Source organism: Lentzea sp. NBRC 105346 (assembly GCF_030269605.1).
Lineage (GTDB): Bacteria > Actinomycetota > Actinomycetes > Mycobacteriales > Pseudonocardiaceae > Lentzea.
Genome location: NZ_BSTQ01000025.1, coordinates 1 through 23,114 on the forward strand (window position 1 = coordinate 1; position 23,114 = coordinate 23,114).

General features: G+C 68.8%; 27 protein-coding genes. 10 read left to right on the plus strand and 17 right to left on the minus strand.

Features of this window, described 5'->3' with window-relative positions; all coding sequences use genetic code 11:
* Positions 1–607: 607 nt before the first annotated feature.
* Positions 608–2,299 (minus strand): glycerol-3-phosphate dehydrogenase/oxidase, encoded by a 1,692-nt coding sequence (locus QSK35_RS38805; protein ID WP_285753051.1) that lies wholly within the window; start codon positions 2,297–2,299, stop codon positions 608–610.
* Positions 2,300–2,595: 296 nt separating this feature from the next.
* On the opposite strand from QSK35_RS38805, the gene QSK35_RS38810 reads away from it, so the two are divergent.
* Complete coding sequence (locus tag QSK35_RS38810; RefSeq protein WP_285752904.1) at positions 2,596–3,336, plus strand: MIP/aquaporin family protein; 741 nt, start codon at positions 2,596–2,598, stop codon at positions 3,334–3,336.
* A 13-nt stretch (positions 3,337–3,349) separates the two neighbouring features.
* Entirely contained in the window at positions 3,350–4,858 is a 1,509-nt protein-coding gene (gene glpK, locus QSK35_RS38815) for a glycerol kinase GlpK (RefSeq protein WP_285752906.1), read from the plus strand.
* 4 nt (positions 4,859–4,862) lie between these two features.
* Here the strand turns inward: glpK and QSK35_RS38820 are convergent, their stop codons facing one another.
* The 3 genes from QSK35_RS38820 to QSK35_RS38830 all read right to left on the minus strand — a co-directional run bounded on the left by QSK35_RS38820 (position 4,863) and on the right by QSK35_RS38830 (position 7,261).
* Positions 4,863–5,252, minus strand: coding sequence for a hypothetical protein (locus QSK35_RS38820; RefSeq protein WP_285752908.1), 390 nt, complete (start codon positions 5,250–5,252; stop codon positions 4,863–4,865).
* Positions 5,253–5,262: 10 nt separating this feature from the next.
* Complete coding sequence (locus QSK35_RS38825; RefSeq protein ID WP_285752910.1) at positions 5,263–5,793, minus strand: class F sortase; 531 nt, start codon at positions 5,791–5,793, stop codon at positions 5,263–5,265.
* Between the two features lie 64 nt (positions 5,794–5,857).
* Positions 5,858–7,261 (minus strand): NAD(P)H-quinone dehydrogenase, encoded by a 1,404-nt coding sequence (locus QSK35_RS38830; protein ID WP_285752912.1) that lies wholly within the window; start codon positions 7,259–7,261, stop codon positions 5,858–5,860.
* A 109-nt stretch (positions 7,262–7,370) separates the two neighbouring features.
* On the opposite strand from QSK35_RS38830, the gene QSK35_RS38835 reads away from it, so the two are divergent.
* Entirely contained in the window at positions 7,371–7,820 is a 450-nt protein-coding gene (locus tag QSK35_RS38835) for a gamma-glutamylcyclotransferase family protein (RefSeq protein WP_285752914.1), read from the plus strand.
* A gap of 9 nt (positions 7,821–7,829) precedes the next feature.
* Here the strand turns inward: QSK35_RS38835 and QSK35_RS38840 are convergent, their stop codons facing one another.
* The 9 genes from QSK35_RS38840 to QSK35_RS38880 all read right to left on the minus strand — a co-directional run bounded on the left by QSK35_RS38840 (position 7,830) and on the right by QSK35_RS38880 (position 14,700).
* Positions 7,830–8,702 (minus strand): endonuclease domain-containing protein, encoded by an 873-nt coding sequence (locus tag QSK35_RS38840; protein ID WP_285752916.1) that lies wholly within the window; start codon positions 8,700–8,702, stop codon positions 7,830–7,832.
* A 154-nt stretch (positions 8,703–8,856) separates the two neighbouring features.
* On the minus strand, positions 8,857–9,663 hold the full coding sequence (locus tag QSK35_RS38845; protein ID WP_285752918.1) for an ESX secretion-associated protein EspG: 807 nt from the start codon (positions 9,661–9,663) through the stop codon (positions 8,857–8,859).
* Positions 9,663–10,832 (minus strand): PPE domain-containing protein, encoded by a 1,170-nt coding sequence (locus QSK35_RS38850; RefSeq protein ID WP_285752920.1) that lies wholly within the window; start codon positions 10,830–10,832, stop codon positions 9,663–9,665. Before QSK35_RS38850 ends, QSK35_RS38845 begins: the two co-directional genes overlap by 1 nt.
* Complete coding sequence (locus tag QSK35_RS38855; protein ID WP_285752922.1) at positions 10,832–11,200, minus strand: transcriptional regulator; 369 nt, start codon at positions 11,198–11,200, stop codon at positions 10,832–10,834. Before QSK35_RS38855 ends, QSK35_RS38850 begins: the two co-directional genes overlap by 1 nt.
* Before the next feature lie 97 nt (positions 11,201–11,297).
* Complete coding sequence (locus tag QSK35_RS38860; RefSeq protein WP_285752924.1) at positions 11,298–11,873, minus strand: DUF3558 domain-containing protein; 576 nt, start codon at positions 11,871–11,873, stop codon at positions 11,298–11,300.
* Entirely contained in the window at positions 11,870–12,208 is a 339-nt protein-coding gene (locus QSK35_RS38865) for a GNAT family N-acetyltransferase (RefSeq protein ID WP_285752926.1), read from the minus strand. Before QSK35_RS38865 ends, QSK35_RS38860 begins: the two co-directional genes overlap by 4 nt.
* Before the next feature lie 10 nt (positions 12,209–12,218).
* On the minus strand, positions 12,219–12,446 hold the full coding sequence (locus QSK35_RS38870; RefSeq protein ID WP_285752928.1) for a hypothetical protein: 228 nt from the start codon (positions 12,444–12,446) through the stop codon (positions 12,219–12,221).
* Between the two features lie 17 nt (positions 12,447–12,463).
* Positions 12,464–12,856, minus strand: a complete 393-nt coding sequence (locus QSK35_RS38875; protein WP_285752929.1) for a DUF1707 SHOCT-like domain-containing protein — start codon at positions 12,854–12,856, stop codon at positions 12,464–12,466.
* Positions 12,857–12,933: 77 nt separating this feature from the next.
* Positions 12,934–14,700, minus strand: coding sequence for an acetyl/propionyl/methylcrotonyl-CoA carboxylase subunit alpha (locus tag QSK35_RS38880; protein WP_285752931.1), 1,767 nt, complete (start codon positions 14,698–14,700; stop codon positions 12,934–12,936).
* A 118-nt stretch (positions 14,701–14,818) separates the two neighbouring features.
* Here QSK35_RS38880 and QSK35_RS38885 point away from each other — a divergent pair, with 118 nt between their 5' ends.
* The gene (locus QSK35_RS38885; RefSeq protein ID WP_285752933.1) at positions 14,819–15,466 is read left to right on the plus strand and encodes a hypothetical protein; all 648 of its coding nucleotides are present in this window, start codon (positions 14,819–14,821) and stop codon (positions 15,464–15,466) included.
* On the opposite strand, the gene QSK35_RS38890 is transcribed toward QSK35_RS38885, so the two are convergent.
* Both QSK35_RS38890 and QSK35_RS38895 read right to left on the minus strand, forming a co-directional pair.
* Entirely contained in the window at positions 15,423–16,733 is a 1,311-nt protein-coding gene (locus tag QSK35_RS38890) for a dicarboxylate/amino acid:cation symporter (protein WP_285752935.1), read from the minus strand. The genes QSK35_RS38885 and QSK35_RS38890 overlap by 44 nt on opposite strands.
* A 167-nt stretch (positions 16,734–16,900) precedes the next feature.
* Complete coding sequence (locus QSK35_RS38895; RefSeq protein ID WP_285752937.1) at positions 16,901–17,503, minus strand: Maf family protein; 603 nt, start codon at positions 17,501–17,503, stop codon at positions 16,901–16,903.
* A 71-nt stretch (positions 17,504–17,574) separates the two neighbouring features.
* Here QSK35_RS38895 and QSK35_RS38900 point away from each other — a divergent pair, with 71 nt between their 5' ends.
* A complete protein-coding gene (locus QSK35_RS38900) occupies positions 17,575–17,949 on the plus strand; it encodes a hypothetical protein (protein WP_285752939.1) in 375 nt (124 codons plus the stop codon).
* Here the strand turns inward: QSK35_RS38900 and QSK35_RS38905 are convergent.
* Positions 17,946–18,164 carry an acyl-CoA carboxylase subunit epsilon gene (locus QSK35_RS38905; RefSeq protein ID WP_285752941.1) on the minus strand — a complete coding sequence of 73 codons (219 nt, stop codon included), beginning with the start codon at positions 18,162–18,164 and terminating at the stop codon, positions 17,946–17,948. The genes QSK35_RS38900 and QSK35_RS38905 overlap by 4 nt on opposite strands.
* Positions 18,161–19,795, minus strand: coding sequence for an acyl-CoA carboxylase subunit beta (locus tag QSK35_RS38910; RefSeq protein WP_285752943.1), 1,635 nt, complete (start codon positions 19,793–19,795; stop codon positions 18,161–18,163). The genes QSK35_RS38905 and QSK35_RS38910 overlap by 4 nt, the downstream gene beginning before the upstream one ends.
* Before the next feature lie 93 nt (positions 19,796–19,888).
* Between QSK35_RS38910 and QSK35_RS38915 the strand changes: the two genes are divergently transcribed.
* The 5 genes from QSK35_RS38915 to QSK35_RS38935 all read left to right on the plus strand — a co-directional run bounded on the left by QSK35_RS38915 (position 19,889) and on the right by QSK35_RS38935 (position 23,113).
* Positions 19,889–20,716 carry a biotin--[acetyl-CoA-carboxylase] ligase gene (locus QSK35_RS38915; RefSeq protein ID WP_285752945.1) on the plus strand — a complete coding sequence of 276 codons (828 nt, stop codon included), beginning with the start codon at positions 19,889–19,891 and terminating at the stop codon, positions 20,714–20,716.
* A gap of 14 nt (positions 20,717–20,730) precedes the next feature.
* Positions 20,731–21,255: a PH domain-containing protein gene (locus tag QSK35_RS38920; RefSeq protein ID WP_285752947.1), complete on the plus strand. Its 525-nt coding sequence runs from the start codon at positions 20,731–20,733 to the stop codon at positions 21,253–21,255.
* A complete protein-coding gene (locus tag QSK35_RS38925; RefSeq protein WP_285752950.1) occupies positions 21,242–22,168 on the plus strand; it encodes a hydroxymethylglutaryl-CoA lyase in 927 nt (308 codons plus the stop codon). The genes QSK35_RS38920 and QSK35_RS38925 overlap by 14 nt, the downstream gene beginning before the upstream one ends.
* Positions 22,169–22,316: 148 nt before the next feature.
* Entirely contained in the window at positions 22,317–22,799 is a 483-nt protein-coding gene (locus QSK35_RS38930; RefSeq protein ID WP_285752952.1) for a YbaB/EbfC family nucleoid-associated protein, read from the plus strand.
* On the plus strand, positions 22,796–23,113 hold the full coding sequence (locus QSK35_RS38935; RefSeq protein ID WP_285752954.1) for a WXG100 family type VII secretion target: 318 nt from the start codon (positions 22,796–22,798) through the stop codon (positions 23,111–23,113). The genes QSK35_RS38930 and QSK35_RS38935 overlap by 4 nt, the downstream gene beginning before the upstream one ends.
* Position 23,114 lies beyond the last annotated feature (1 nt).

A 23,114-nucleotide genomic window follows, 5' to 3' on the forward strand; every position in this document is an offset into this window, starting at 1 on the left:
GCCGGCTCCGCCGGCAGATCACGATCTGCCGGCCCAACAAGGGCTACCACACCGCACCCCAAGTCAAGCCCCAATCGCGTTCCGTACGTGCCCACCAGACGCGCCCCACTCTGGGTGCGTGGTCGCCTCTTTGGCTGCCGGTGCCGTGCGTGGTTGCTTGGTTGGCTGCCGGGTTCCGTGCGTGGTCGCCAGCCTGGCTGCCGGGTTCCGTGCGTGGTCGCCTTCGGCTCGGTCGCCGGACCCGCAGATGCCCAAATCGGCTCGCGCTCCGCGCATCGCCCGGACCCGGCCCATCCGACCCGCGCGAGTCGTACGTTCCCGGCCCCCGAGTCGTACGCTCCCGCCCCAGAACCGCTGGCCCCGGAACTGTCGGTCCCCCTCACTAGCCTGAGATACGGGGGCAGCCCACACCCACGGCGCGCCGACATACCCCCAGCCGACCGTAGCGCCGAGGTCCGACAATCCCGGCCCACGCCAACCGCGAACCTGCCGCAGCTCAGAGCAGCACGGGCTCCACCACCGCAGTCCCATACCGCGTCCGATACGAGTGCGCGCGGACGCGAGCAGGAATGAACGTCGATCAACCCCAGTCCTGGGGCCAGGCCAGTCAGCTCACGGGCTCCACTAGCTGGGATCGGGCTTCCGGGGCGGCCGAGCGGACGGCGTCGGCCGCCTGGTCGTCGGGTTTCGTCTGCGACGCCCGCTCGGCGTCCACACGGGCGTTGTAGACCTCGACCTCGCGCTTGATCGCGTCGTCGTCCCAGCCGAGGATCGGCGCGACGAGACGTGCCACGGCCTCCGCCGAGTCGGCGCCTCGGTGCGGGTACTCGATCGAGATGCGGGTGCGCCGCGTCAGGACGTCCTCCAGGTGCATCGCGCCCTCGTGCGACGCCGCGTAGACGGCCTCGACCTGGAGGTAGTCCGGGGCGCCTGGGATCGGCTTCAGCAGGTCCGGAGTGCCCAGCGCCAGGACCTCGTGCACCAGCGAGCCGTAGCGGTCCAGCAGGTGCCGGACGCGGTACGGGTGCAGGCCGTGCCGGGCCGCCAGCTGGTCGGCCTGGTTGACCAGGGCGTGATAGCCGTCGGCACCTACCAGCGGCACCTTGTCGGTGATGGAGGGCTGGATGCGGCCCGGTACGTCGACCGATGCCGCGTCCACGGCATCGGCGCCCATGACGCGGTACGTCGTGTACTTGCCGCCCGCGATGGCGACCAGACCCGGTGCGACGCGCGCTACGGCGTGCTCGCGCGAGAGCTTCGACGTCGACTCCGACTCGCCGGCGAGCAGGGGCCGCAGGCCGGCGTAGACGCCCTCGATGTCGTCGTGCTTCAACGGCGTGGCCAGCACGGAGTTCACGTGCTCGAGCAGGTAGTCGATGTCCTTCTTCGTCGCGGCGGGGTGCGCCAGGTCGAGGTTCCAGTCCGTGTCCGTGGTGCCGACGATCCAGTGGTTGCGCCACGGGATCACGAACAGCACGGACTTCTCGGTGCGCAGGATCATCCCGGACTCGGCGACGATCCGGTCGCGCGGCACGACGATGTGCACGCCCTTCGACGCCCGCACGCGGAAGCGGCCGCGCGACCCGGAAAGCCGCTGCAGTTCGTCGGTCCACACGCCGGTCGCGTTGATCACCGCGTGCGCGCGCACCTCGGTCTCGCGGCCGTCCTCGACGTCGCGCACGCGGACGCCGGACACGCGGTCCGCCTCGCGCAGGAACTCGACGACCTGGGTCGAGGTCCGCACGACGGCGCCGTAGTGCGCGGCGGTGCGGCCGACCATCATCGTGTGCCGTGCGTCATCGGCTTGTGCGTCGTAGTAACGGATTCCGCCGATGAGCACGTCGGGTTTCAACGCGGGCACCAGCCGTAGCGCGCCCGCACGCGTGAGGTGCTTCTGCCCCGGAACGGAGCGCGCGCCACCCATCGTGTCGTACAGGAACAGGCCGGCCGCCGTGTACGGCCGCTCCCACACGCGGTGGCTCAGCGGGTACAGGAACGGCACCGGCTTCACGAGGTGCGGCGCGATGCGGTTGAGCATGAGTTCCCGCTCCCGCAACGCTTCTCGCACCAGACCGAACTCCAGCTGCTCCAGATAGCGCAGTCCACCGTGGAACAGCTTGCTGGACCGGCTGGACGTCCCGGACGCGAGGTCGCGCGCCTCGACGAGCGCCACCCGCAGGCCGCGGGTCGCCGCGTCGAGGGCGGCGCCCACACCGACCACACCACCGCCGACCACGACCAGGTCGAACGTCTCGGAACCGAGACGGGTCCACGACTCCTCGCGTTCGGCCGGACCCAGTCGACCGGTGACCGGGGGGCTCGCGGGGGTTTGCGGTGCTGCAGCTGCGTTCTTGCGCGTGGCCACGACAGACGCCTCCCTGTGCCGACTCGCGGCTCACGTTACCTGCAGCAACACGGGTTCGCCCACGGGTGAGGGCGCCAGGTCCCAATGGCCCAAAAACGACCCCTCCTCAGGTGGTTGGCATGGACAACTGATCAGCGGGAGAAGTAGCGTCCGAGCACATTGTGGGGTGGGCAGCGCGGCCGGACCCGGACAGTGCGCTCCTGCCTGACCAGGCAACAGGAGGTCGGCGAATGAGTTTGGGCGCGATCTTCGTTTGGGAGACGCTCGGTACGGCGTTCCTCATCCTGCTCGGCGCCGGCGTGGTGGCGAACGTGGTCCTCAAGGACACGCTCGGCAGCGCCGGAGGATGGCTCCTCATCAACTTCGGCTGGGGTTTCGCGGTCTTCGCGGGCGCCAGCGTGGCCGCCCCCAGTGGGGCACACATCAACCCCGCGGTGACGTTCAGCCTGGCGATCGCGGACAAGCTCGAGTGGAACAAGGTTCCCGTCTACTGGGCCGGACAGATGCTCGGCGCGTTCATCGGCGCGGTGCTCGCGTGGCTGGCCTACAAGGCGCAGTTCGACGCGCACGACGAGCCGCAGAACACCAGAGGCATCTTCTGCACCGGGCCCACGATCCCCAGCGTGCCGTGGAACCTCGTCACGGAGATCCTGGGCACCTTCGTGCTCATGCTGTGGATCCTCGTCAGCCCCGGCACGAAGATGGGCCCGGAAGGCATCCCGCAGTTCGGCAACTCGGCGCTGGGCTACGCGGCCGTGGCGTTCGTCGTCATCGGCATCGGCAACTCGCTCGGTGGTCCGACGGGTTATGCGATCAACCCGGCGCGTGACCTCGGTCCTCGCATCGCGTACGCGGTGCTTCCCATCAACGGCAAGGGTTCCGCTGAGTGGGGCTACTCCTGGATTCCGGTGGTGGGCCCGCTCATCGGTGGCGCTCTCGCCGCGTTGCTGTACCTGATTCTCCCGGTCTGAAAGGAAGTCGGTAATGCCCCAGTACGTGGCCGCCATCGACCAGGGCACGACGTCGACGCGCTGCATGATCTTCGACCACTCCGGCCGGGTGGTGTCGGTCGACCAGAAGGAACACGAGCAGATCTTCCCGAAAGCGGGCTGGGTCGAGCACGACCCGATGGAGGTCTGGACGAACACCCGCCAGGTCGCCGCGGGCGCGCTCGCCAAGGCCGACCTGTCGACCGGCGACATCGTGGCCGTCGGCATCACCAACCAGCGCGAGACGTCGGTGGTGTGGGACAAGAACACCGGCGAGCCCGTCTACAACGCGATCGTCTGGCAGGACACGCGCACCGACAAGATCGTGCAGGAGCTCGGTGCGCTCGGCGGCGGGCAGGAGCGCTACCGCTCGAAGGTCGGTCTGCCGCTCGCGACCTACTTCTCCGGCCCCAAGATCCGGTGGATCCTCGACAACGTCGAGGGCGCACGGGAGAAGGCCGAAGCGGGCGACCTGTTGTTCGGCAACATGGACACGTGGGTCCTGTGGAACATGACCGGCGGGACGGACGGTGGCGTGCACGTCACGGACCCGACCAACGCGTCGCGCACCATGTTGATGGACCTCGACACGTTGCAGTGGGACTCCGGCATCGCCGCGGACATGGGCATCCCGATGTCCATGCTCCCGGAGATCCGTTCGTCGTCGGAGATCTACGGCAACGTCCGGGAGAAGGGCGCCCTCGCGGGCGTGCCGATCTCGGGCATCCTCGGCGACCAGCAGGCCGCGACGTTCGGCCAGGCCTGCCTGTCGCCCGGTGAGGCCAAGAACACTTATGGCACCGGCAACTTCGTGCTGCTGAACACCGGCACCGAGAAGGTCATGTCGCAGAACGGTTTGCTCACCACGGTCTGCTACAAGATCGGCTCCGATGCCGCCGTGTACGCGCTGGAGGGTTCCATCGCGGTCACGGGTTCGTTGGTGCAGTGGCTGCGCGACAACCTCGGCATGATCACGACGGCGTCGGAGATCGAGGAGCACGCGCGGTCCGTCGAGGACAACGGCGGCGCGTACTTCGTGCCGGCGTTCTCCGGCCTTTTCGCGCCGTACTGGCGATCCGACGCGCGCGGCGCGATCGTCGGCCTGACCCGGTACGTCAACAAGGGCCACCTGGCGCGGGCCGTGCTGGAGGCGACTGCCTTCCAGACGCGCGAGGTGATCGACGCGATGAACGCGGACTCGGGTGTCGCGCTGACGTCGTTGAAGGTCGACGGCGGCATGGTCGTCAACGAGCTGCTCATGCAGTTCCAGGCGGACATCCTCGGCGTGCCCGTGATCCGTCCCGTCGTCGCGGAGACGACCGCTCTCGGTGCCGCCTATGCGGCCGGGCTCGCGGTCGACTTCTGGAAGGGCGAGGACGACATCCGCAACAACTGGGCCCAGGACAAGGAATGGGACCCGCAGATGGACGAGTCCACCCGCGAGTCCCAGTACGCCAACTGGAAGAAGGCTGTCACGAAGACCTTCGACTGGGTCGAGGACTGAGGTTCTAGGCCGTTCCGCCGCCACCGGTCTGGGGCGGGCCCACGGGCCTGACCTTGACCTGTGGCTGCGGTTTCGGCTGTGGCTTTGGTTGCGGTGTAGGGGGTTTCTTGGGCAGGACGGTGATCGAGCTCTTGATCTCGTTCGCTCTCGCGCACCTGCTCACGACTTCGTAGGTGCCGGGTGTGTCCACGATCGTCGCGGTGAACGTCCTGAACTCGATCTTCGCGTACCCGCCCACGAACGCGTCCGACCGCATCATGACGAGTGGCAGTTCGTTCTGGCCGCAGGCGATCGTGCCCGAGTAGGTGTCGCCCGCGTAGACCTCGTTTTGTGCGTAGGCGGTGCCGGACATCGCGAGCGAACCCGCGACGGCCAGTGCCAATGCCAGTTTCATCTCTTCCCCCTCAGCTGAGCGTCGCGTAGATGATGACGTTGTCGCGGTAGCTGCGCGCGGCGCGGTCGAAGCTCCCGCCGCAGGTGATCAACCGCAGTTCCGGCTCCGCGGTGTCCCCGTACACCGCGTCCGTCGGGAACTGGTCCTTCGGCACCTGGTTCACCTGCCGCACCAGGAATCTCTTGGTCTGTCCGTCTGTTGTGGACACTTCGATGACGTCTTGCGGCTTCAGCTCGCGCAGGCGGAAGAACACGCCGGCCTGCTGGTTGCCGTCGACGTGACCGAGCACGACGGCCGGGCCTGTCTCGCCCGGTTTGGGCCCGTTGCGGTACCAGCCCGCCTGCATGGGCGTCTCCACCGGCGGCACCTCCACCGTGCCGTCGGCGTTGAGTCCCAGCGGGACGAGCGACGAGCGCACGTCGATCTTCGGAATCCGGAGCTCGGCCGGTTCCGATTGCGCTTGTGGTTGCGGTTGTTGTTTGTCGGCACAGCCGCCGAAGAACAGCACGACGCTCAGTGCCGCGTGTAATGCGCGGCGCATGTGGACACCCCAAGACAGTGCAATACTGGACTAGTCCAGTATTGCACCTGGGGTCGATACTGGTCTAGTCCAGATCGTCGTGGCGCATGAGCTGGCGGCCGGCCTCGGTGATCGAGCCGGAGAGCGAGGGGTAGACCGAGAAGGTCGTGGCCAGGTGCTCGACCGTGAGCTGGTTCTGCACCGCGAGAGCGATCGGCAGGATCAGCTCGCTGGCGGTCGGCGCGACGACGACGCCACCGATGACCACGCCGGTCGCCGGGCGGCAGAACAGCTTTACGAAGCCGCGGCGCAGGCCCTCCATCTTGGCGCGCGGGTTCGTGGCCAGCGGCAGCATGATCGTGCGGGCCGGGACCTCGCCGGCGTCGATCGCCTGCTGGCTGATGCCGACGGTCGCGATCTCGGGGTTGGTGAAGACGTTCGCGGCGACGGTCTTGAGCTTGATCGGGCTGACGCCCTCGCCCAGGGCGTGCCACATGGCGATGCGGCCCTGCATCGCGGCTACCGATGCGAGGAGGAGCACGCCGGTGCAGTCACCTGCGGCGTAGACGCCGCTGACGTTGGTCCTGGACACCCGGTCGACCGGGATGTAGCCGCCACGCCCGAGCTCGATACCGATCTTGTCGAGGCCGATGTCGTTCGTGTTCGGGACGGAACCGACCGTCATGAGGGCGTGGCTGGCCTCGATGGTGCGGCCGTCCTCGAGGTGGATCAGGACGCCGTCGCCGGTGTTCTCGACGCGGTCGGCGCGGGCGTGCTTGACGACGGCCGTGCCGCGTTCGGCGAAGACGTCCTCGAGGACCGCGGCGGCGTCGGCGTCCTCGTGCGGCAGGACGCGGTCGCGGCTGGAGACCATCGTGACCTTGACGCCCATCTCGGTGTAGGCGCTGGCGAACTCCACACCGGTCACACCGGAGCCGATCACGGCGAGGTGCTCGGGGAGTTCGGGCAGGTCGTAGATCTGGCGCCAGGTGAGGATGCGCTTGCCGTCCGGCTCGGCGCCGTTGAGGACACGCGGGGTGGCGCCGGTGGCGACGAGGACGACGTCTGCGTTGAGGATCTCCTCGGTGCCGTCGTTCTTGATCGCCGTGACGCTGTGCTGGGCGAGGCCCTTGCTCGTGTCGCAGAACTTGGCGCGGCCGTTGATCAGGCGGACGCCTTCACGCTGGAGGCGCGCCCGGACGTCGGCCGACTGGGCGAGCGCGAGGCCCTTGACCCGTCCGTGGACGACCGGCAGGTTGACGGTCGCCGTGTCGTTGTTCGTCTGAATGCCCAGCTCACCGGCGTTGCGGAAGGCGGATCGCGCCCCCGCCGACGCGATGAAGGTCTTGCTCGGGACGCAGTCGTAGAGGACGCACGCGCCGCCGGCGCCGTCGTTCTCGACGACCGTCACGTCCGCGCCGTGTTGCGCGGCGACCAGAGCTGCCTCGTAACCTGCGGGTCCGCCGCCCATGATGACGATGCGGGTCACGATCAGTCCCCTCGTTAGGTGCCTTTTTCGCCGCGCTCACCGTACGCGGTCCGTGTCGCCCGGTCTTCCGGTACCCGATGCTGATCGTTGGGTCGCTACGCTGTCGGACGTGCCGCTCTATGCCGCGTACGGGTCGAACATGGATCCGAACCAGATGATGGAGCGAGCCCCGTACTCCCCCATGGCGGGGACCGGCTGGCTCGTCGGTTGGCGTCTGACGTTCGGTGGCGAGGACCTCGGCTGGGAGGGCGCGCTCGCCACCATCGTCGAGGACCCCGACGCGCAGACGTTCTGCGTGCTCTACGACGTCTCGCCGCGCGACGAGTCGCGCCTGGACCGCTGGGAGGGCGCGCTCGGTCTGTACCGCAAGATCCGCCTGCGAGTCCAAACGCTGGAGGGCTCGGTAGTCGCCTGGCTCTACGTCCTGGACGCCTACGAGGGCGGACTCCCCAGCGCCCGCTACATCGGAGTGGTAGCGGACGCCGCCGAATCCGCCGGCGCCCCAGACGATTACGTAGCCGACCTCCGAACCCGCCCCTGCCGAGGCATCGGCCCCTGAGTCCCACTTTCAGACAGGGCGAGTCCTACGTTCCGACACCCTGAGTTCTACCTTCAGGCGGCCAATGAGTCTGGTCGGGTCACGGAGGTCCGACACATCTGCGCGGATGACCTTCCAACCGCGCCTGCGCAGATCCTCATCGCGAGCGGCATCGTCGCGCCGCTTGTTCACGTGCGCTTCGTAGCCGTCGTATTCGAGCGCGACCCGTGCTTCGGGCCAGGCGAAGTCGAGGCGCCAGATTTCGCGACCGTTGAGATCGCGGATTGGGTGTTGGGGTTCGGGCAGGGGCAGGCCCGCATCTGCGAGTTTGAGCAACAACCAGCTCTCCGCCGGTGACTCTGGGAGTCCGGTGACCAGGTCGAGCAGGTAGTGCCCTTGGCGGCTGCCCCGTGGATCGTCCCGATGGTCGATCCGGTAGCCGATGCTCGCCTTGATCTCCGGGCGGTCGGCGATCGGTGCGAGGGCCATTGCCTGGTCCGCACACGCCAGTGCGGTCGACCGTTCACCGCGGCAGAGCATCTCGGCTATCGCCGCGTCCAGGATCAGACATCGCAAACCATCCACCTCCTCGACGTCGGCGTCGTCGAAGCGGCCGTAGTGGACGGTGATGTCGGAACGCGTGCGGATCTTGCGGTCGTACGGAAGCAGCAGATGAACTCGATCGGATCCCGCTGCGGTGCAGCCGTACAGGTAGATCGCGGTTTCGCGGCCGAGCACGGCGCCGCGTCCGGCTGAAAGCAACGCTGCGGCGCAGCGCGTTCGGAAGTCGAGCATGCGATCTCGGATGATCAGCACACTTCGGGAGAACGGCACCACCCGTCCCTCGGCCAACGCCGTTGCGAGACCTCCCCGACCGAGGTGATGCAACAGATCTTTCCGCATGTAGGCCCCGTGGAGCCCCTCAGGCAATATCAGCATGCGAGGGAGAGCGCCGACTGGCCGGATCAGGACCAACGTCACCCGAAAGAGTTGTGCGAACGCAGAACTCGGGGTGCGTGTAGGTGGGACTCGCGCTGCTGGAAGGTGGGACTCGCGGTTAGTGGGCGCCGGCCTCGGCTAGGAGTTCGGTTAGGTGGTGGTGTAGGCGGCGGGCGTCGATGGGGGACATCGTGCTCCACGGTTGCTGGCCTGGGGTGGACCGGCGTAGTTGCAGGTAGCGGCCCTTGGGCGTGTCGAAGAAGCTGATCACTCGGTCCGGGCGGACCCGTTTGCCCCATTTGTCCCGGGCTGCTGCGCCGTACTGGCCGCGGAACGTCACGTCTCGGACCATTTCGGACAGAGTGTGAGCGTCTTCCTGGCGGATGCCGCGGTTGCGGAGTGCGGCCTCTAGGGCCTCGGGCGACGTTGCTGTCGCGGCCGCGGCGTCCAGGTCGGACGACGGGAGGGTGATCGAGTGGCCCTCGCCCGCGGGCAACGTGGGCAACACCGACAGGGCTTCACGGGGAAGGCCCTCGTGGTCCACCGGACGCAGGGACAGCTGCGACCCCTCCAGCACGGCCAGAACGCCCGCCTGGCCCTTGGACGCGGCCAGCACGCGCACACTGCGCCCGAGCCACAGCCGCCCGTCCACCTCCTGCTGAGGCCGGTTCAGGACGTGCAGCAGGTCCTCGAGCATCGGATCCAACGAACGGGGACCGCCGAGGCCGCGCGCCTCCAGCGCCGTCCACACCTGGTCCTCCAGGGCACGGCGCTCCTCGCGCGTCTTGCCGGGCGACGGCACCTTCAGCACCAGCGGCATCGTCTCCAGCCGCAGGTGCTCCCAGAGCACGTCGAACTCGAGCGTCGAGACGCTCACGGGTTCACGCAGGTCAGAAGTTCCCAAATCCAGGCCGAACATGGTCATCAGTCGGTCGTGCTCTCCCCGATCACCGGCAACGTGTAGCTGCCGACACCGTAGATGTCGTCGGTCTCCCGAAGATAGTCGGCGGCCTTGTGCTCCGCGTCCTCTTCCTCATCGGCACCCGGCCGCGCACCCATGGCGCCGAACGGGTCGAACGACGGCCCGGCCGCCACGGTCCGCTTGTGCACCGCGTCACCGGCGGCCGCGGCGCCGATCGTGCCCGCCGCACCCACCATGCCAGTGGTGTTGTTCTGCATGACCGCGGCCTGCATTTGCGACGACGACACCGCGCCGACGGCTGACGAGGACTCGGTCGTGTCGGAAGGGGTCTTGCGACGCTGCTGACCCGGCACGGCCACACCCGAAGTGCCCGTTCCAGAAGACGAGGCACTAGCAGCCGACGCCGAGCTCACCGAGGTGGACGAACCACCGTGTACGGCCGCAGCTCCGGAAGTACGCGTCGAAGACCCAGGAGCGACCGGTGCCGAACCAGACCGGGCAGGCGGAACGGCCGCACCACGCCCTCCAGGAGCAGACGTACGACGCGGCACGACACCAGCACCACCCTGCGCCCCAACGGTCCCGAAGGGCATCGGACCGACCACGCCGGGCCCGTCGGCACGCGCCACCGAGGCAGAGCTGATCTGGAGCTGCGGCGGCTGGTGGAACTGCCCAAGCGTCGCCGTGTTCGCCGAAGTCGAAGAGGCGTAAGTCGTCATGACCTCACGAGCGCGGACCTCGGCCGCGTCGGCCGCGGCCTCCTGCTTCTCGTGGTCGGTCTGCCCGCCGAACAGGTGCGTCAACCCGCTGACCAGCGCGTTCGGCTGCTCCGAGGTCACCGGAACCGGCGGCGGCATGTCCGAGCGCGCCTTGCTGATGTGGTCTGCCTGCAGCTCGGCCGACAGCCGCATCACCTCGGACCCGGTGCGCGCGTCGTCGGCCCACGCCGCCAGCGGGTTCAGGCCCTTCCGCGCGATGTCCGCGGCGGCACCCTCCCAGGACGCCCCGGATCCGAGGATGCCCGCGTGCAGGTCGGCGTTGATCTCGGTCAACGCGGCGGACACGCCGGCCCACCGCTCCATCGACGCGTGCGACGCCCCAGGCCCAGGACCCGAGTTGATGGCCTCGTAGAGCTCTTCGTGGCTGTAACCCTGCCAGCGGTGTGTTGCCATCAGCAGCCGCCCTTGTTCATCAGCCCGGTGTTGTCACCTTCGATGACGCGGTACTGCCGCTCCACCACGTCGAGCGAGTCCATCGCCTGTTTGAGCTGCTTCTGGTAGTTCTGCAACGCCTCCAGCGCGGAGTCACCCGAGGACACTGACCGCTCGTTGAAGATCTCGGCCGCCTCGGCCGACACGGGATCGCCCGCCCAGGGCCGCACCCGGAACTCCGTCACCGCGAGCTCGATCTGCTTGTCCAGCTTCGTCAACGCGGTCGAGAACGCCTTGCGCAACGTCGGGATCGAACCGGGCTCGACGTTCAGCCGATGTGCGACGGGAGGCGTGGCATCCGCTCCGCTATTTCCCCCTGCTGGCGGCATGACGCGACCTCCGGCGGCTGTGTGCACGAACGTTTCGACACTCTAACCACAGTCCGTGACACTGTGGAGTGGTCAGGGTTACATCCATCCGTGTGGGTCAGCGCGTGTGCAACAAACCGGCGAGCGCGAACTCGGCCACTCGCATCGCACCCAGACAAAGATGATCTTGCTGGGTAGGCGGGGTATTTCCGCCATCACGGAACATGACGTCGAGGAACTGGCCCTCCGCAACATCAACTTCCACGTTGCAGACGTCGTCGAGGTCGGGTGTGCGGACAGTGATCGCCGCATAGCCGTTGATCGCGCTTATCTTCCGGTCCACCTGAGCGTTGTCGGACAGCCACACGTCCACACCCGACGCCGTCACCAACGCCAGCCGCGCGACGTTCGCCGACGTGTTGCTCCGGATGGTGCAGGCCTTCGCGTTGCCGAAACTCGGCTCCACGTAAGGACTCGGCGGGTTGTCCAGGTTGAGCTGCTTGCGCTGCGAGGCGTCGAGGATCTGGCACGGATCGAGCCGGTCCAGCGCGATGTCCTTCGGCCGCGGCGGCAGCTTCACCACGCTCGACGTCGTCGTCACGGGCGCGGGCGGCGGCGCCTCGTCGGCCCGGCGTTCCGGCGCGTCCGTGCACCCGGCCAGCACGAACACGAGCAGCAGCACGGTCTTCTTCACGACAGCACCCGCAACCCGGCGGCCTGCTCGGCCCACGGCAGCACCGCGGCCAAGGCCCGTTGACCCACTTCACGATCCAAGTACGTCCGGGGCGTCGCGGTCCCGGCGTCCACGATCAACTCGATGACCGCGAGCACCGACGCGGTGGTCGCGTCGCAGGCCGCCCACGAGTAGACGGTGTCGTCCGCCCACGCGGCCTCGCGTCCCCGGATGTACTCGCGCGCGGCCTCGACCGTCGGAAACTCGCCCGCCAGCGCGGGGGCGTCGTCGATCCGGTCGTCGGACCGCAGCGCGCGCAGGTACAGCTCGCCCGCGTTGATCTCAACTGGTTCCACGCCCCGCAGGCTAGTGGTCGCTCGTGAACCCGTCGTTGGCGTCCGCCAGCTCATCGAGGACGACGCGATGCGCACTCGCCGCGGACCCGTCCGGCGCGGTCGTCACCTCGACGACCCAGTCCACGTCCTCGGCGTCGTCCTCACCGGCCAGCATGTCGCGGTGTACCAGGCACGGCACCCATCCGTCCGCCAGCAACGAAGCGGCGATCCGCTCGGCGTCGTCGCGATCCGGCAACACCAGTAGAACCGTCGGGCTCAGCGGTACCGACCGCCGCCCTGGAACCGCCCGAACAGCAACGCCGCCGCCGGGATGATCAGCAGCAGCACCCACAGCTTCGTGAAGAACACGAGCGCGACGACCGCGAGCCCGACCGCGGGAACCACGGCACCGGCCCACTTCGGGACCGCCGGCGAAGACGAGACGGGCATCATCGGCGTCGGCACCAGGAAGGACGGCCGCGGATCCGGCAGGTCGGTGAAGAGCTCAAGGAGCTCACCGCGCGTCTTGGCCGTGGTGATCCGCGCGGACCGCTCGCCGTACTCGCCGACGTCGATGCGTCCGGCGCTCATGTGCTCACCGAGCACCTTCAGGGCCTGGTCTCGCTCGGCGTCGCCGATCCGGATGTCCCTCGGCGGGATCTCGCTCACGGTTCAAATCCTACGTGTTGCTATGGGGGGAGCTTTGCAAGCGCTCAGCGCTTGCAAAGCTCCCCCCATAGCACCGGTCAGTCCTTGATCTCACAGATGACGGTGCCCTGGGTGATCGGGTCACCCGGCGCGGCCGCCAGACCCGTGACGGTGCCCGACTTGTGGGCCGTCACCGGGTTCTCCATCTTCATGGCCTCCAGCACGACGACGAGGTCGCCCGCCTCGACCTGCTGACCGTCCTCGACGGCGACCTTCACGATCGTGCCCTGCATCGGCGCCGCCACCGCGTCACCGGACACCGCCGCGGCCGCCTTGCCGGCACGCTTGCTCTTCGGCTTGGCCTTGGCCGCTGGCTTGGAAGCCCCCACCGTGAGGTCACCCGGCAGCGACACCTCAAGGCGACGGCCACCGACCTCGACCACAACGGTCTGGCGCGGCGACTCCTCCTCAGCGGCATCGGCCCCACCCGTGAAGGGCTCGATCGTGTTGTCCCACTCGGTCTCGATCCACCGCGTGTGCACGGTGAACCCCTCTGGCTTCTCGGCGGTGAACGCCGCATCGCGCACGATCGCGCGGTGGAACGGCAGCACGGTCGCCATGCCCTCGACGATCATCTCGTCCAGCGCGCGGCGAGAACGCGCCAAGGCCTCTTCGCGGTTCTCGCCGGTCACGATCAGCTTGGCCAGCAACGAGTCGAACTGCCCGCCGATCACCGAGCCGCTCTCCACGCCGGCGTCGACCCGGACACCCGGCCCGGACGGCGCGACGAACGAGGTGACGGTGCCGGGCGCGGGCAGGAAGCCGCGGCCCGCGTCCTCGCCGTTGATGCGGAACTCGATCGAGTGCGCGCGAGGGGTCGGGTCCGAGAGGTGCTTGAGCTTCTCGCCCGCGGCGATGCGGAACATCTCCCGCACGAGGTCGATGCCGGTCGTCTCCTCCGACACCGGGTGCTCGACCTGCAGACGCGTGTTGACCTCGAGGAACGAGATGGTGCCGTCCAGCGCGACGAGGTACTCGACCGTGCCCGCGCCGTGGTAGCCCGCCTCGCGGCAGATCGCCTTGGCCGACGTGTGGATCGTCTCGCGCTGCTCGTCGCTGAGGAACGGCGCGGGCGCCTCCTCGACCAGCTTCTGGTGGCGGCGCTGCAACGAGCAGTCGCGCGTGCCGACGACGATCACGTTGCCGTGCTGGTCGGCGAGCACCTGCGCCTCGACGTGGCGCGGCTTGTCCAGGTAGCGCTCGACGAAGCACTCGCCGCGGCCGAACGCGGTGACCGCCTCGCGCACCGCGCTGTCGAACAGCTCGGGGATCTCCTCCAGCGTGCGGGCGACCTTCAGGCCGCGGCCGCCGCCACCGAACGCCGCCTTGATCGCGACCGGCAGACCGTGTTCCTCGGCGAACGCGATGATCTCGTCCGGCCCGGACACCGGGTCCTTGGTGCCGGGGACCAGCGGCGCGCCCGCGCGCATCGCGATGTGCCGCGCGGTGACCTTGTCACCGAGGTCGCGGATCGCCTGCGGCGTCGGCCCGATCCAGATCAGGCCCGCGTCGATGACCGCCTGGGCGAAGTCGGCGTTCTCGGAGAGGAAGCCGTAGCCGGGGTGCACCGAGTCCGCGCCGGAGCGCTTCGCGACGTCCAGGATCTTGTCGAACGACAGGTAGCTCTCACCGGGTGTGTTGCCGCCGAGTGCGAACGCCTCGTCGGCGAGCCGGACGAACGGCGCGTCGCGGTCGGGGTCCGCGTAGATCGCGACACTGGCGAGCCCGGCGTCCTTGCAGGCCCGGATGACCCGGACGGCGATCTCACCGCGGTTGGCGACGAGGACCTTGCGCAGCGACGACACGACGTCCTACCTCCTGAACTCGCGAGTAACTTGAGTTGGTCCCGAAGTTTACGACCGTCCGGGGCGCTCAGCGGGGAGAGCCAGCTCACGTCTGACGCACATCAGGAACAATCGCGGCGTGCGCACAACGAGGCCGGTGCTGGTGACCGCGTGTCTGGCGGCGGTCGTGACCGTGGCCGGGCTCGTCTACGCCTTCTTTCAACGGCCTTCGGGCCAGTCGTCGGACCAGGGCGCGGCCGATGCGAACCTGATCTGCGGCACGACGGTCTGCCAGTCCGTGATCGGTAAAGGTGTCGGTGGTGACAACGTCGAGCTGCTCACCGGGACCGGCGGCGGGCGGATTCGCGTGACGGGTGAGTCCGGCAACTTCATCTTCGAGATGACCATCGCGGCGGCCGGCGCCGAAGTCTCCGGCGACAAGGCCCTGGAGTGCGCGCCCGCGGCGGTCAGCGTGTGCCTGGTGCGCGGCACGCGCGGCAGCGAGGTGCTCGGCGAGGCGCTGGTCCGGCGCAACGGCGCGTGGGAACGACTACAGGCCACCTACCTCGCGAGCGGCGGATACCTGGGCCTGTTCGACGCGAACCGCGACGGCACCTCTGATGTCGTCGCGGTTCAGCTGGGCTGCGACGGGCGCTGTGACCAGGCCTTCGTGCAGGTCTTCGACCCGCTCGGCCCGGAGGTCAGGTGCACCGCGCCCGTCGCGTCCAAGGACGAGGCGAACGTCAGGCCGGAACTGGCACAGCTTCGGGCGTGCGCTCAGTCGTGACCTTGTCCTCCAGCAGGTTTTCGCCCAGCAGGTTTTCACTCCGGGCGACCAGAACCGGGACCGTGATCTGTCCGGCGACATTCGTCGCAGTCCGGACCATGTCCAGGATCGGGTCGATCGCGTAGACGACCGCGACACCGGTCGCGATCACCTGCGGCGGCATGCCGACCGCGCTCAGCGTCAGCGTCAGCATGGTGAACCAGCCGGTGGTGCCCGCGGTGGCGAGCGCGCCGAACACGGCGACGGCCACGATCGTCAGGTACTGCGCGACACCCAGGTGCACGCCGAACAGGTTCGCGATGAACACCGTCGCGATGGCCGGGTAGACCGCGGCGCAGCCGTCCATCTTCGTCGTGGTGGCCAGCGGCACCGCGAACGATGCGTAGTCACCGGGCACACCGAGGTCCGTGGCGGCCTTGCGGCTCAACGGCAGCGTCGCGCCGGACGAGCGGGACACGAACGCGAACTGGATGGCCGTCCACGCCTTGCGGAAGAACAGCGCCGGGCTGATCCGGCCGACGAAGCGCAGCAGGATCGGGTAGACGACGAACAGCACGAGCAGCGTGCCGCCGTAGACCGTCGCGATCAACGAGAACAGCGGCTTGACGAACGAGTTGCCGTACGTCGCGAAGGCGTTGCCGATCAGGCCGAACACACCGATCGGGGCGAGCAGGATGATCCAGCCGACGATCTTCTGGATCAGGTCGAACACCGACTGGTTCAGCTTCACGAACGCCTCGGCCCGCTCGCCGAGCGCGTAGGCGGCGAACCCGACGAGCACCGCGAGGAAGACGACCTGCAGCACCTCGCCCTCGGTGAACGCCGTGAAGATGTTGGTCGGGATCAGGTTGTCGAGCAGTGCGCTCCACGAGCCGGACGAGCGCTTGGCGAGCTTGTCGACGACGCCCTCACCCGGCGTGACCTCCACGCCGACGCCCGGCTTGAAGACCAGTGCGATGGCGAGGCCGATGAGCACGGCGATCAGCGAGGTGATGCCGAACCAGAGGAACGTCTTGCCGCCGAGGCGCGCGGCTGTTCGTCCGCCACCGAGTCTGCGCAGCGACGTGATGCCGACGATGATCGCGGTGAAGACCAGCGGGATGACGGTGAGCTGGAGCAGATCGGTGAACTTCTCGCCGATCCACGCCAGGACGTCGGCGATCCACGTCTTCTTGCCGAGCCAGCCGGCGATGGCGCCGAGGACGAGTGCGGCGAGGACGGCGGTGCCGAAGACCTTCGGCTTGCGGTAGGTGCTGACGAGCGACACGGGATGTTCTTTCAGGTAGAGCTGACAAGGGCCGGGGCGTTCAGCCCTGACAGCCCGTGCTCGTCCTGCGTCCGTGGTCGATGTGCCTGCGACGCGTCAGCATCTCGTTCATACCGCCGGGTGCAACGCACCGGCACGAACGAGGTCTTCCCAACTGTGACCAGCGTCTACCAGAGATCGGCGATGCTCACACCGATCTCGGCGAGCAGCCGCCTGGTGAGCGGGAGGCTGATGCCGATGACGCTCGTGTGGTCGCCGTCGAGCCCTTCGATGAACCAGCCGCCGAGCCCGTCGATGGTGAACCCGCCCGCGACGTTCAACGGTTCGCCGGACGCCAGGTAGGCCTCCAGTTCTTTGTCCGTCGGCGTGCCGAACCGCACCTTCGTCGGCTCGGCCGCGCTCGCCCGTTCGACGATCTGACCGTCGCGCACGCGCAGCACGGTGTGCCCGGTGATCAGCACGCCGGTGTTGCCCGCCATCCGCTGCCAGCGTTCGCGGGCGGCCTCGGCGCTGCCCGGCTTGCCGACGACCTCGCCGTCGAACTCCAGCATGGAGTCGCAGCCGATCACCACGGCGTCGTCTTCTTCGGCCGCGATCTTCTCCGCCTTGGCGGCCGAGAGGGCGATGACGAGCTCGGCCGAGGTCGCGTTCTCCAGGGCGGCCTGGATCGCGTCCTCGTCGACGCCGGAGACCCGCACCTCGGGGTCGATGCCGGCGGAGCGCAGGACGTTGAGTCGGGCGGGGGACTGGGAGGCGAGAACGACGCGCACGACGCGGAGTTTGGCAGACCACGTAGAACTACCGATGCGGGTCCGGTCGTTGCGCGGGCAATCTCGATGGAGTGAAGCGCTGGGTACTCGTATCGGCACGCACAGGTCGGCCCCGGCGGCTCCTCCCGGTGCTCGTCGTGGTCGCCGGTCTGGCCGGGGTGTTCGGTGTCGGGGCGGTGCTCGCCAGCGACCCGGTCGCCTACGGGGTGCCGTTCTGGCCGTTCGCGGACAGCGTCGATCTCGCCGAGCAACAGCTGATGACGTTCGTGGCCGACGCGGCGCGCAACGGGCTGCCGGTGGGCGGATCGGACGTCGAGGTCACCGCGCGGTCGGAGAGCCGCGGGAACACGTTCCTGACGCTGCGGTTGCGGGTGGACGGCGAGACGCGTTGCCGGGAGGCCATTCTCGGCGCTCCCGGCTTCAGCAGTCGACGCGTGAACTGTTAGCCGGGGAAACCCGACGCGCGCCACGCGCCTGGGCCGTGGGGCAGCGTCCGGCGCATCGAACGTGAACGGTCCGCCCACGCCGACCGCCGCTCCGGCTCCGGTTCCGGCACCGAAGCCGACGCGAGACCGGCCACGACGGCCGTGAGGGCCGCCAGTTCGTAGTCGTCGGGCGTGCCGCGCACCAACCGCAGCAGAGGCCGCTCGGAGCCGCTCACAGCGGGATGTTCCCGTGCTTCTTGGGCGGCAGCGTCTCGCGCTTCTCCCGCAGGATCGACAACGCCCGCGCCACGTAGCCGCGCGTGAAGGACGGCGGGATCACCGAGTCGACGTAGCCGCGCTCGGCCGCCACGTACGGGTTGCACAGCGCGTCCTCGTACTCCTGCTGCAACTCGGCCCGCAGCGCGTCGACCTCGGACGGGTCCGCGGCGGCGAGCTTCTTGCGGTGCACGATGTTCGCCGCACCCGAGGCGCCCATGACGGCGATCTGCGCGGTCGGCCAGGCGAGGTTGATGTCGGCGCCGAGGTGCTTGGAGCCCATGACGTCGTAAGCGCCGCCGTACGCCTTGCGCGTGATGACGGTGACCAGGGGGACGGTCGCCTCGGCGTAGGCGTAGATCAGCTTGGCGCCGCGGCGGATGATGCCGTTCCACTCCTGGTCCGTGCCGGGCAGGAAGCCGGGCACGTCGACGAACGTCAGCACCGGGATGTTGAACGCGTCGCAGGTGCGCACGAACCGCGCGGCCTTCTCGGAGGCGTCGATGTCCAGGCAGCCGGCGAACTGGGTCGGCTGGTTCGCCACGACACCGACCGAGTGCCCGTCCACGCGGCCGAAGCCGACGATGATGTTCGGCGCGAACAGCGGCTGCACCTCGAGGAACTCGCCGTCGTCGAGCACGCGCGAGATGACCTCGTGCATGTCGTACGGCTGGTTCGCCGAGTCCGGGATCAGCGTGTCCAGCTCGCGGTCCGTGTCGGTGATCGAGTCCGACACCGAACCGGACGTGAGGTCCTCCGACGGGAACACCGGGGCATCGGAGAGGTTGTTGGACGGCAGGTACGACAGCAGCTCCTTGACGTAGGAGATCGCGTCGTCCTCGTCGGCACCGAGGTAGTGCGCGTTGCCGGACTTGGTGTTGTGCGTCCGGCCGCCGCCGAGCTCCTCGAACGTCACGTCCTCGCCGGTGACGGTCTTGATGACGTCCGGGCCGGTGATGAACATGTGCGACGTCTGGTCGACCATCACCACGAAGTCGGTCAGCGCGGGCGAGTACACGTGCCCACCGGCGTTCGAGCCCATGATCAGCGAGATCTGCGGGACGACACCGGACGCGCGGACGTTGCGGGTGAAGATCTCGCCGTACAGGCCGAGCGAGACGACGCCCTCCTGGATGCGCGCGCCGCCGCCCTCGTTGATGCCGATGATCGGGCGGCCGGTCTTGATCGCCAGATCCATGATCTTGACGATCTTCTCGCCGTAGACCTCGCCGAGCGAGCCGCCGAAGACCGTGACGTCCTGGCTGAACACGCACACCGGGCGGCCGTCGACCGTGCCGTAGCCGGTCACCACGCCGTCGCCGTAGGGGCGGTTCTTCTCCTGCCCGAACATCGTGGACCGGTGCCGCGCGAGCTCGTCCAGCTCCACGAACGAACCGGGATCGAGCAACAGGTCGATGCGCTCGCGGGCGGTCTTCTTGCCCTTCGCGTGCTGCTTCTCGACCGCGCGTGCCGAGCCGGCGTGGACCGCCTCGTCATTGCGCCGGTAGAGGTCGACAAGCTTGCCGGCGGTGGTGTGGACGTCGGGCGCGTCGCTGGGAACGTGCCCGATCGGCTCGGTGGCACTGCTCATGGCGGTGCAGCCTAACGAGCCACACGAGTTCCGCACCGTCTCAGTTGCCCAGGTCACCCAGAGAAACAACGCGGAAACCCATAACCTGACCCGATGGCCACCCCACTCGACGCCCCCCTCGACGCTGCTGCCCTGCGCGCCCGGCTGGTCGAACCACACGGCGTGTACTCGGCGCTGGACGTCGTCGCGTCCACCCGGTCCACCAACGCGGACCTGGCCAAGGCCGCCGTCGCGGGTGCCGCCGACCGCACGGTGCTGCTCGCCGAGGAGCAGAGCGCGGGGCAGGGCAGGCGTGGCCGGTCGTGGTCGTCACCGCCCGGCGGGCTGTACCTGAGCGTGCTCTTCCGGCCGACGGACGTGCCCGCGCAACGACTCCCCTGGCTGAACCTGCTGGCCGGCGTGGCACTGGTGCGTGTCGCTCGTTCGGTTGGTGTCGAGGCGTCGTTGAAGTGGCCGAACGACCTGCTGCTCGGGCCGGACGGCCGCAAGGGCGCGGGAATCCTGTCGGAGATCACCGCCGGGGTCGCGCAGGCCGTGGTCGTGGGCATCGGGCTGAACGTCGGGAAGCTCCCGGACGACATCCAGCCCGCACCGGGTGGACTGGAGCCGACGTCGCTCGCAGACGAGGGCGCCGAGGCCGACCGGTTCGAGCTCGCGGTGAAGCTGCTGAGCGAGCTGGGGTCGTTGGAGAAGGCGTGGCGCGAGACCGGCGGCGACCCGTTCGCGTCCGGGCTGCACGAGGAGTACCAGCAGCATTCCGCGACGGTCGGCAGGCGCGTGCGCGTCGAGCTGGCGGGCGGCATGCAGCTGCAGGGCACCGCCCAGCGGATCGAGGCCGACGGCACGCTCGTCGTGCGCGGGCCGGACGGCGCCGACCACGGCGTGTCCGCTGGTGACGTGGTGCATTTGCGCCCTGCGTGATTAGGGTTGGCTCCATGGCCTACCCAGACGACCTGCTGAGCTCGGGCGAGCACGTCGTGATCCACAAGCACCCGCACTGGAAGATGCTGCTGCTGCCGGTGTTCTGGCTGCTGGTGGTCGTCGCGGCCGCGACATTCCTCGCGGGGCTGGTCGGCGACCAGTCGTGGGCCCAGATCGCGTGGATCGCGCTCGCCGCCGTCGGCGTGATCCTGGTGCTGTGGCTGACGATCACGCCGCTGCTGCGGTGGCGCACAACGCACTTCATCGTGACCTCGGACCGAGTGATGGCCCGCGAGGGCGTGTTCAAGCGGACCGGGCTGGACATCCCGTTGTCGCGGATCAACAGCGTCCGGTTCGAGCACAGCCTGCTCGACCGCGTGCTCGGCTGCGGCACGCTGATCATCGAGTCGGCCTCCGACGAGCCGCTCGAGTTCGACGACATCCCGAACGTCGAGCGCGTCCACTCGATGCTCTACCGCGAGGTCAACGACAACCCCGACGACGACTTCCACCCGAGGGCGCTCGATGGGCGCGCGTGAGGCGGGCCTGCCGGACGTCGTGTCCTCTTCGGACCTGCCGGCCGAGGTCACGATCTGGGAGGTCGGCGCGCGCGACGGCCTGCAGAACGAGTCGGCCGTAGTGCCGGTGGCGGTGAAGCTCGAGTTCCTCGACCGGCTCGCCGCGTCCGGACTGTCCGTTTTGGAGGCGACATCGTTCGTGCACCCCAAGTGGGTGCCGCAGCTCGCCGACGCCGCCGAGCTGCTCGACGGCCTGGAGCGGCGGCCCGGCGTGATCTACCCGGTGCTGGTGCCGAACGAGCGCGGCCTCGACCGTGCGCTGGAAGCCGGCGTCACGCACATCGCGATCTTCGCGTCGGCCACCGAGACCTTCGCCTCGCGCAACCTGAACCGCACGCTCGACTCGCAGTTCGAGATGTTCGAACCCGTGGTGTCACGGGCGCGCGCCGCCGGGCTGGACGTCCGCGGCTACGTGTCGATGTGCTTCGGCGACCCGTGGGAGGGCGCGGTGCCGCGCTCGCAGGTCGTCGCCGTCGGCCGGCGCCTGCTGGACCTGGGGTGCTCGCAGCTGTCACTGGGCGACACGATCGGCGTGGCGACGCCCGGTCAGGTCGAGGCCCTGCTGCACGACTTCGGTGACGTGTCCGCGCTCGCCGTGCACTTCCACGACACGTACGGCCAGGCGTTGTCCAACACGCTGGCCGCGCTGCGATGCGGCGTGACCACTGTGGACTCCTCGGCCGGCGGCCTCGGCGGGTGCCCGTACGCGGAGTCGGCGACCGGCAACCTCGCCACCGAGGACCTCGTCTGGATGCTCGACGGCCTCGGCGTCAAGCACGGCGTCGACCTCGACAAGCTGGTCGAGACGAGCGCGTGGATGGCCGGGCAGCTGGGCCGGCCCTCGCCGTCACGGGTCGTGCGCGCGCTGACCTGAGGGGCGTTCGGTTTCGGGATGGTTGGGCGTAGAAGCTCGCGCCGAGCGCTCGTTCAAGCCACCCTGTAACTGAATTTGCCGGGAACCGATCTACTGGCAACGACGTCCAACGGGCCAGCACAGGGCTATGCGTGTGTGAGGGGGACCGGTGCACGACCACCGAGCGCAGGTCGAAGAGCTGCTCGCCGACTACCGGCGCAGCAGGGAACAGCTCGCGACGGTGCAGCGCGAGCTGAAGGCGGTGACGGGATCGGCGTCCAGTCCCGACGGGACGGTCACCGCGACCGTCGGCCCCAAGGGCACGCTGACCGCGCTGGAGATCACCGAGCAGGCCTACCGCAGGCACCGGCCGGAGCAGCTGGCCGAGCTGATCGTGCGCACCACGAACGCCGCCGCCGCGAAGGCGAGCGAGAGCACGCACAAGGCGCTGAGCGCGATCCTGCCGTCGAGCACGGATCCCGGCGCCCTGGTGGAGGGCACGGCCGACCTGCGTCCCGACGAGATCGCGCCGCCGGAGGAACCCCCGACGGTGATGATCCGGCGCCGTCGTGACCACATCGAGGACGAAGAGGACTTCGAGCAGCGGGAGAGCTGGCTCGACTCCGAGCTGATCAACAGGAGGTCCCGGTGAACGGGGGTTACCAGGCCGATCTGGACCGGCTCACCAGTGGGGCCACCGAGTTCGGCGGTTTCGCGCAACAGGCGGGCGAGATCGCGTCCGGACTGCAGAACCTGCTGTCCGGCTTCGGCAGTTGCTGGGGCAACGACGCCGCGGGGCAGAGCTTCGCCGCGGGGCACGAGAAGCCGTCCGGCGACACGTTCGGCCTGCTCGGTTCGCTCGCCGAGCAGTTGGGGGACATCGGCGACAAGTTCACCGCGACGGCGGAGACGTACCGCCACGTCGAGGAGACCAACGCGTCGGCGATGAGAAGACTGGAAGGCTGAC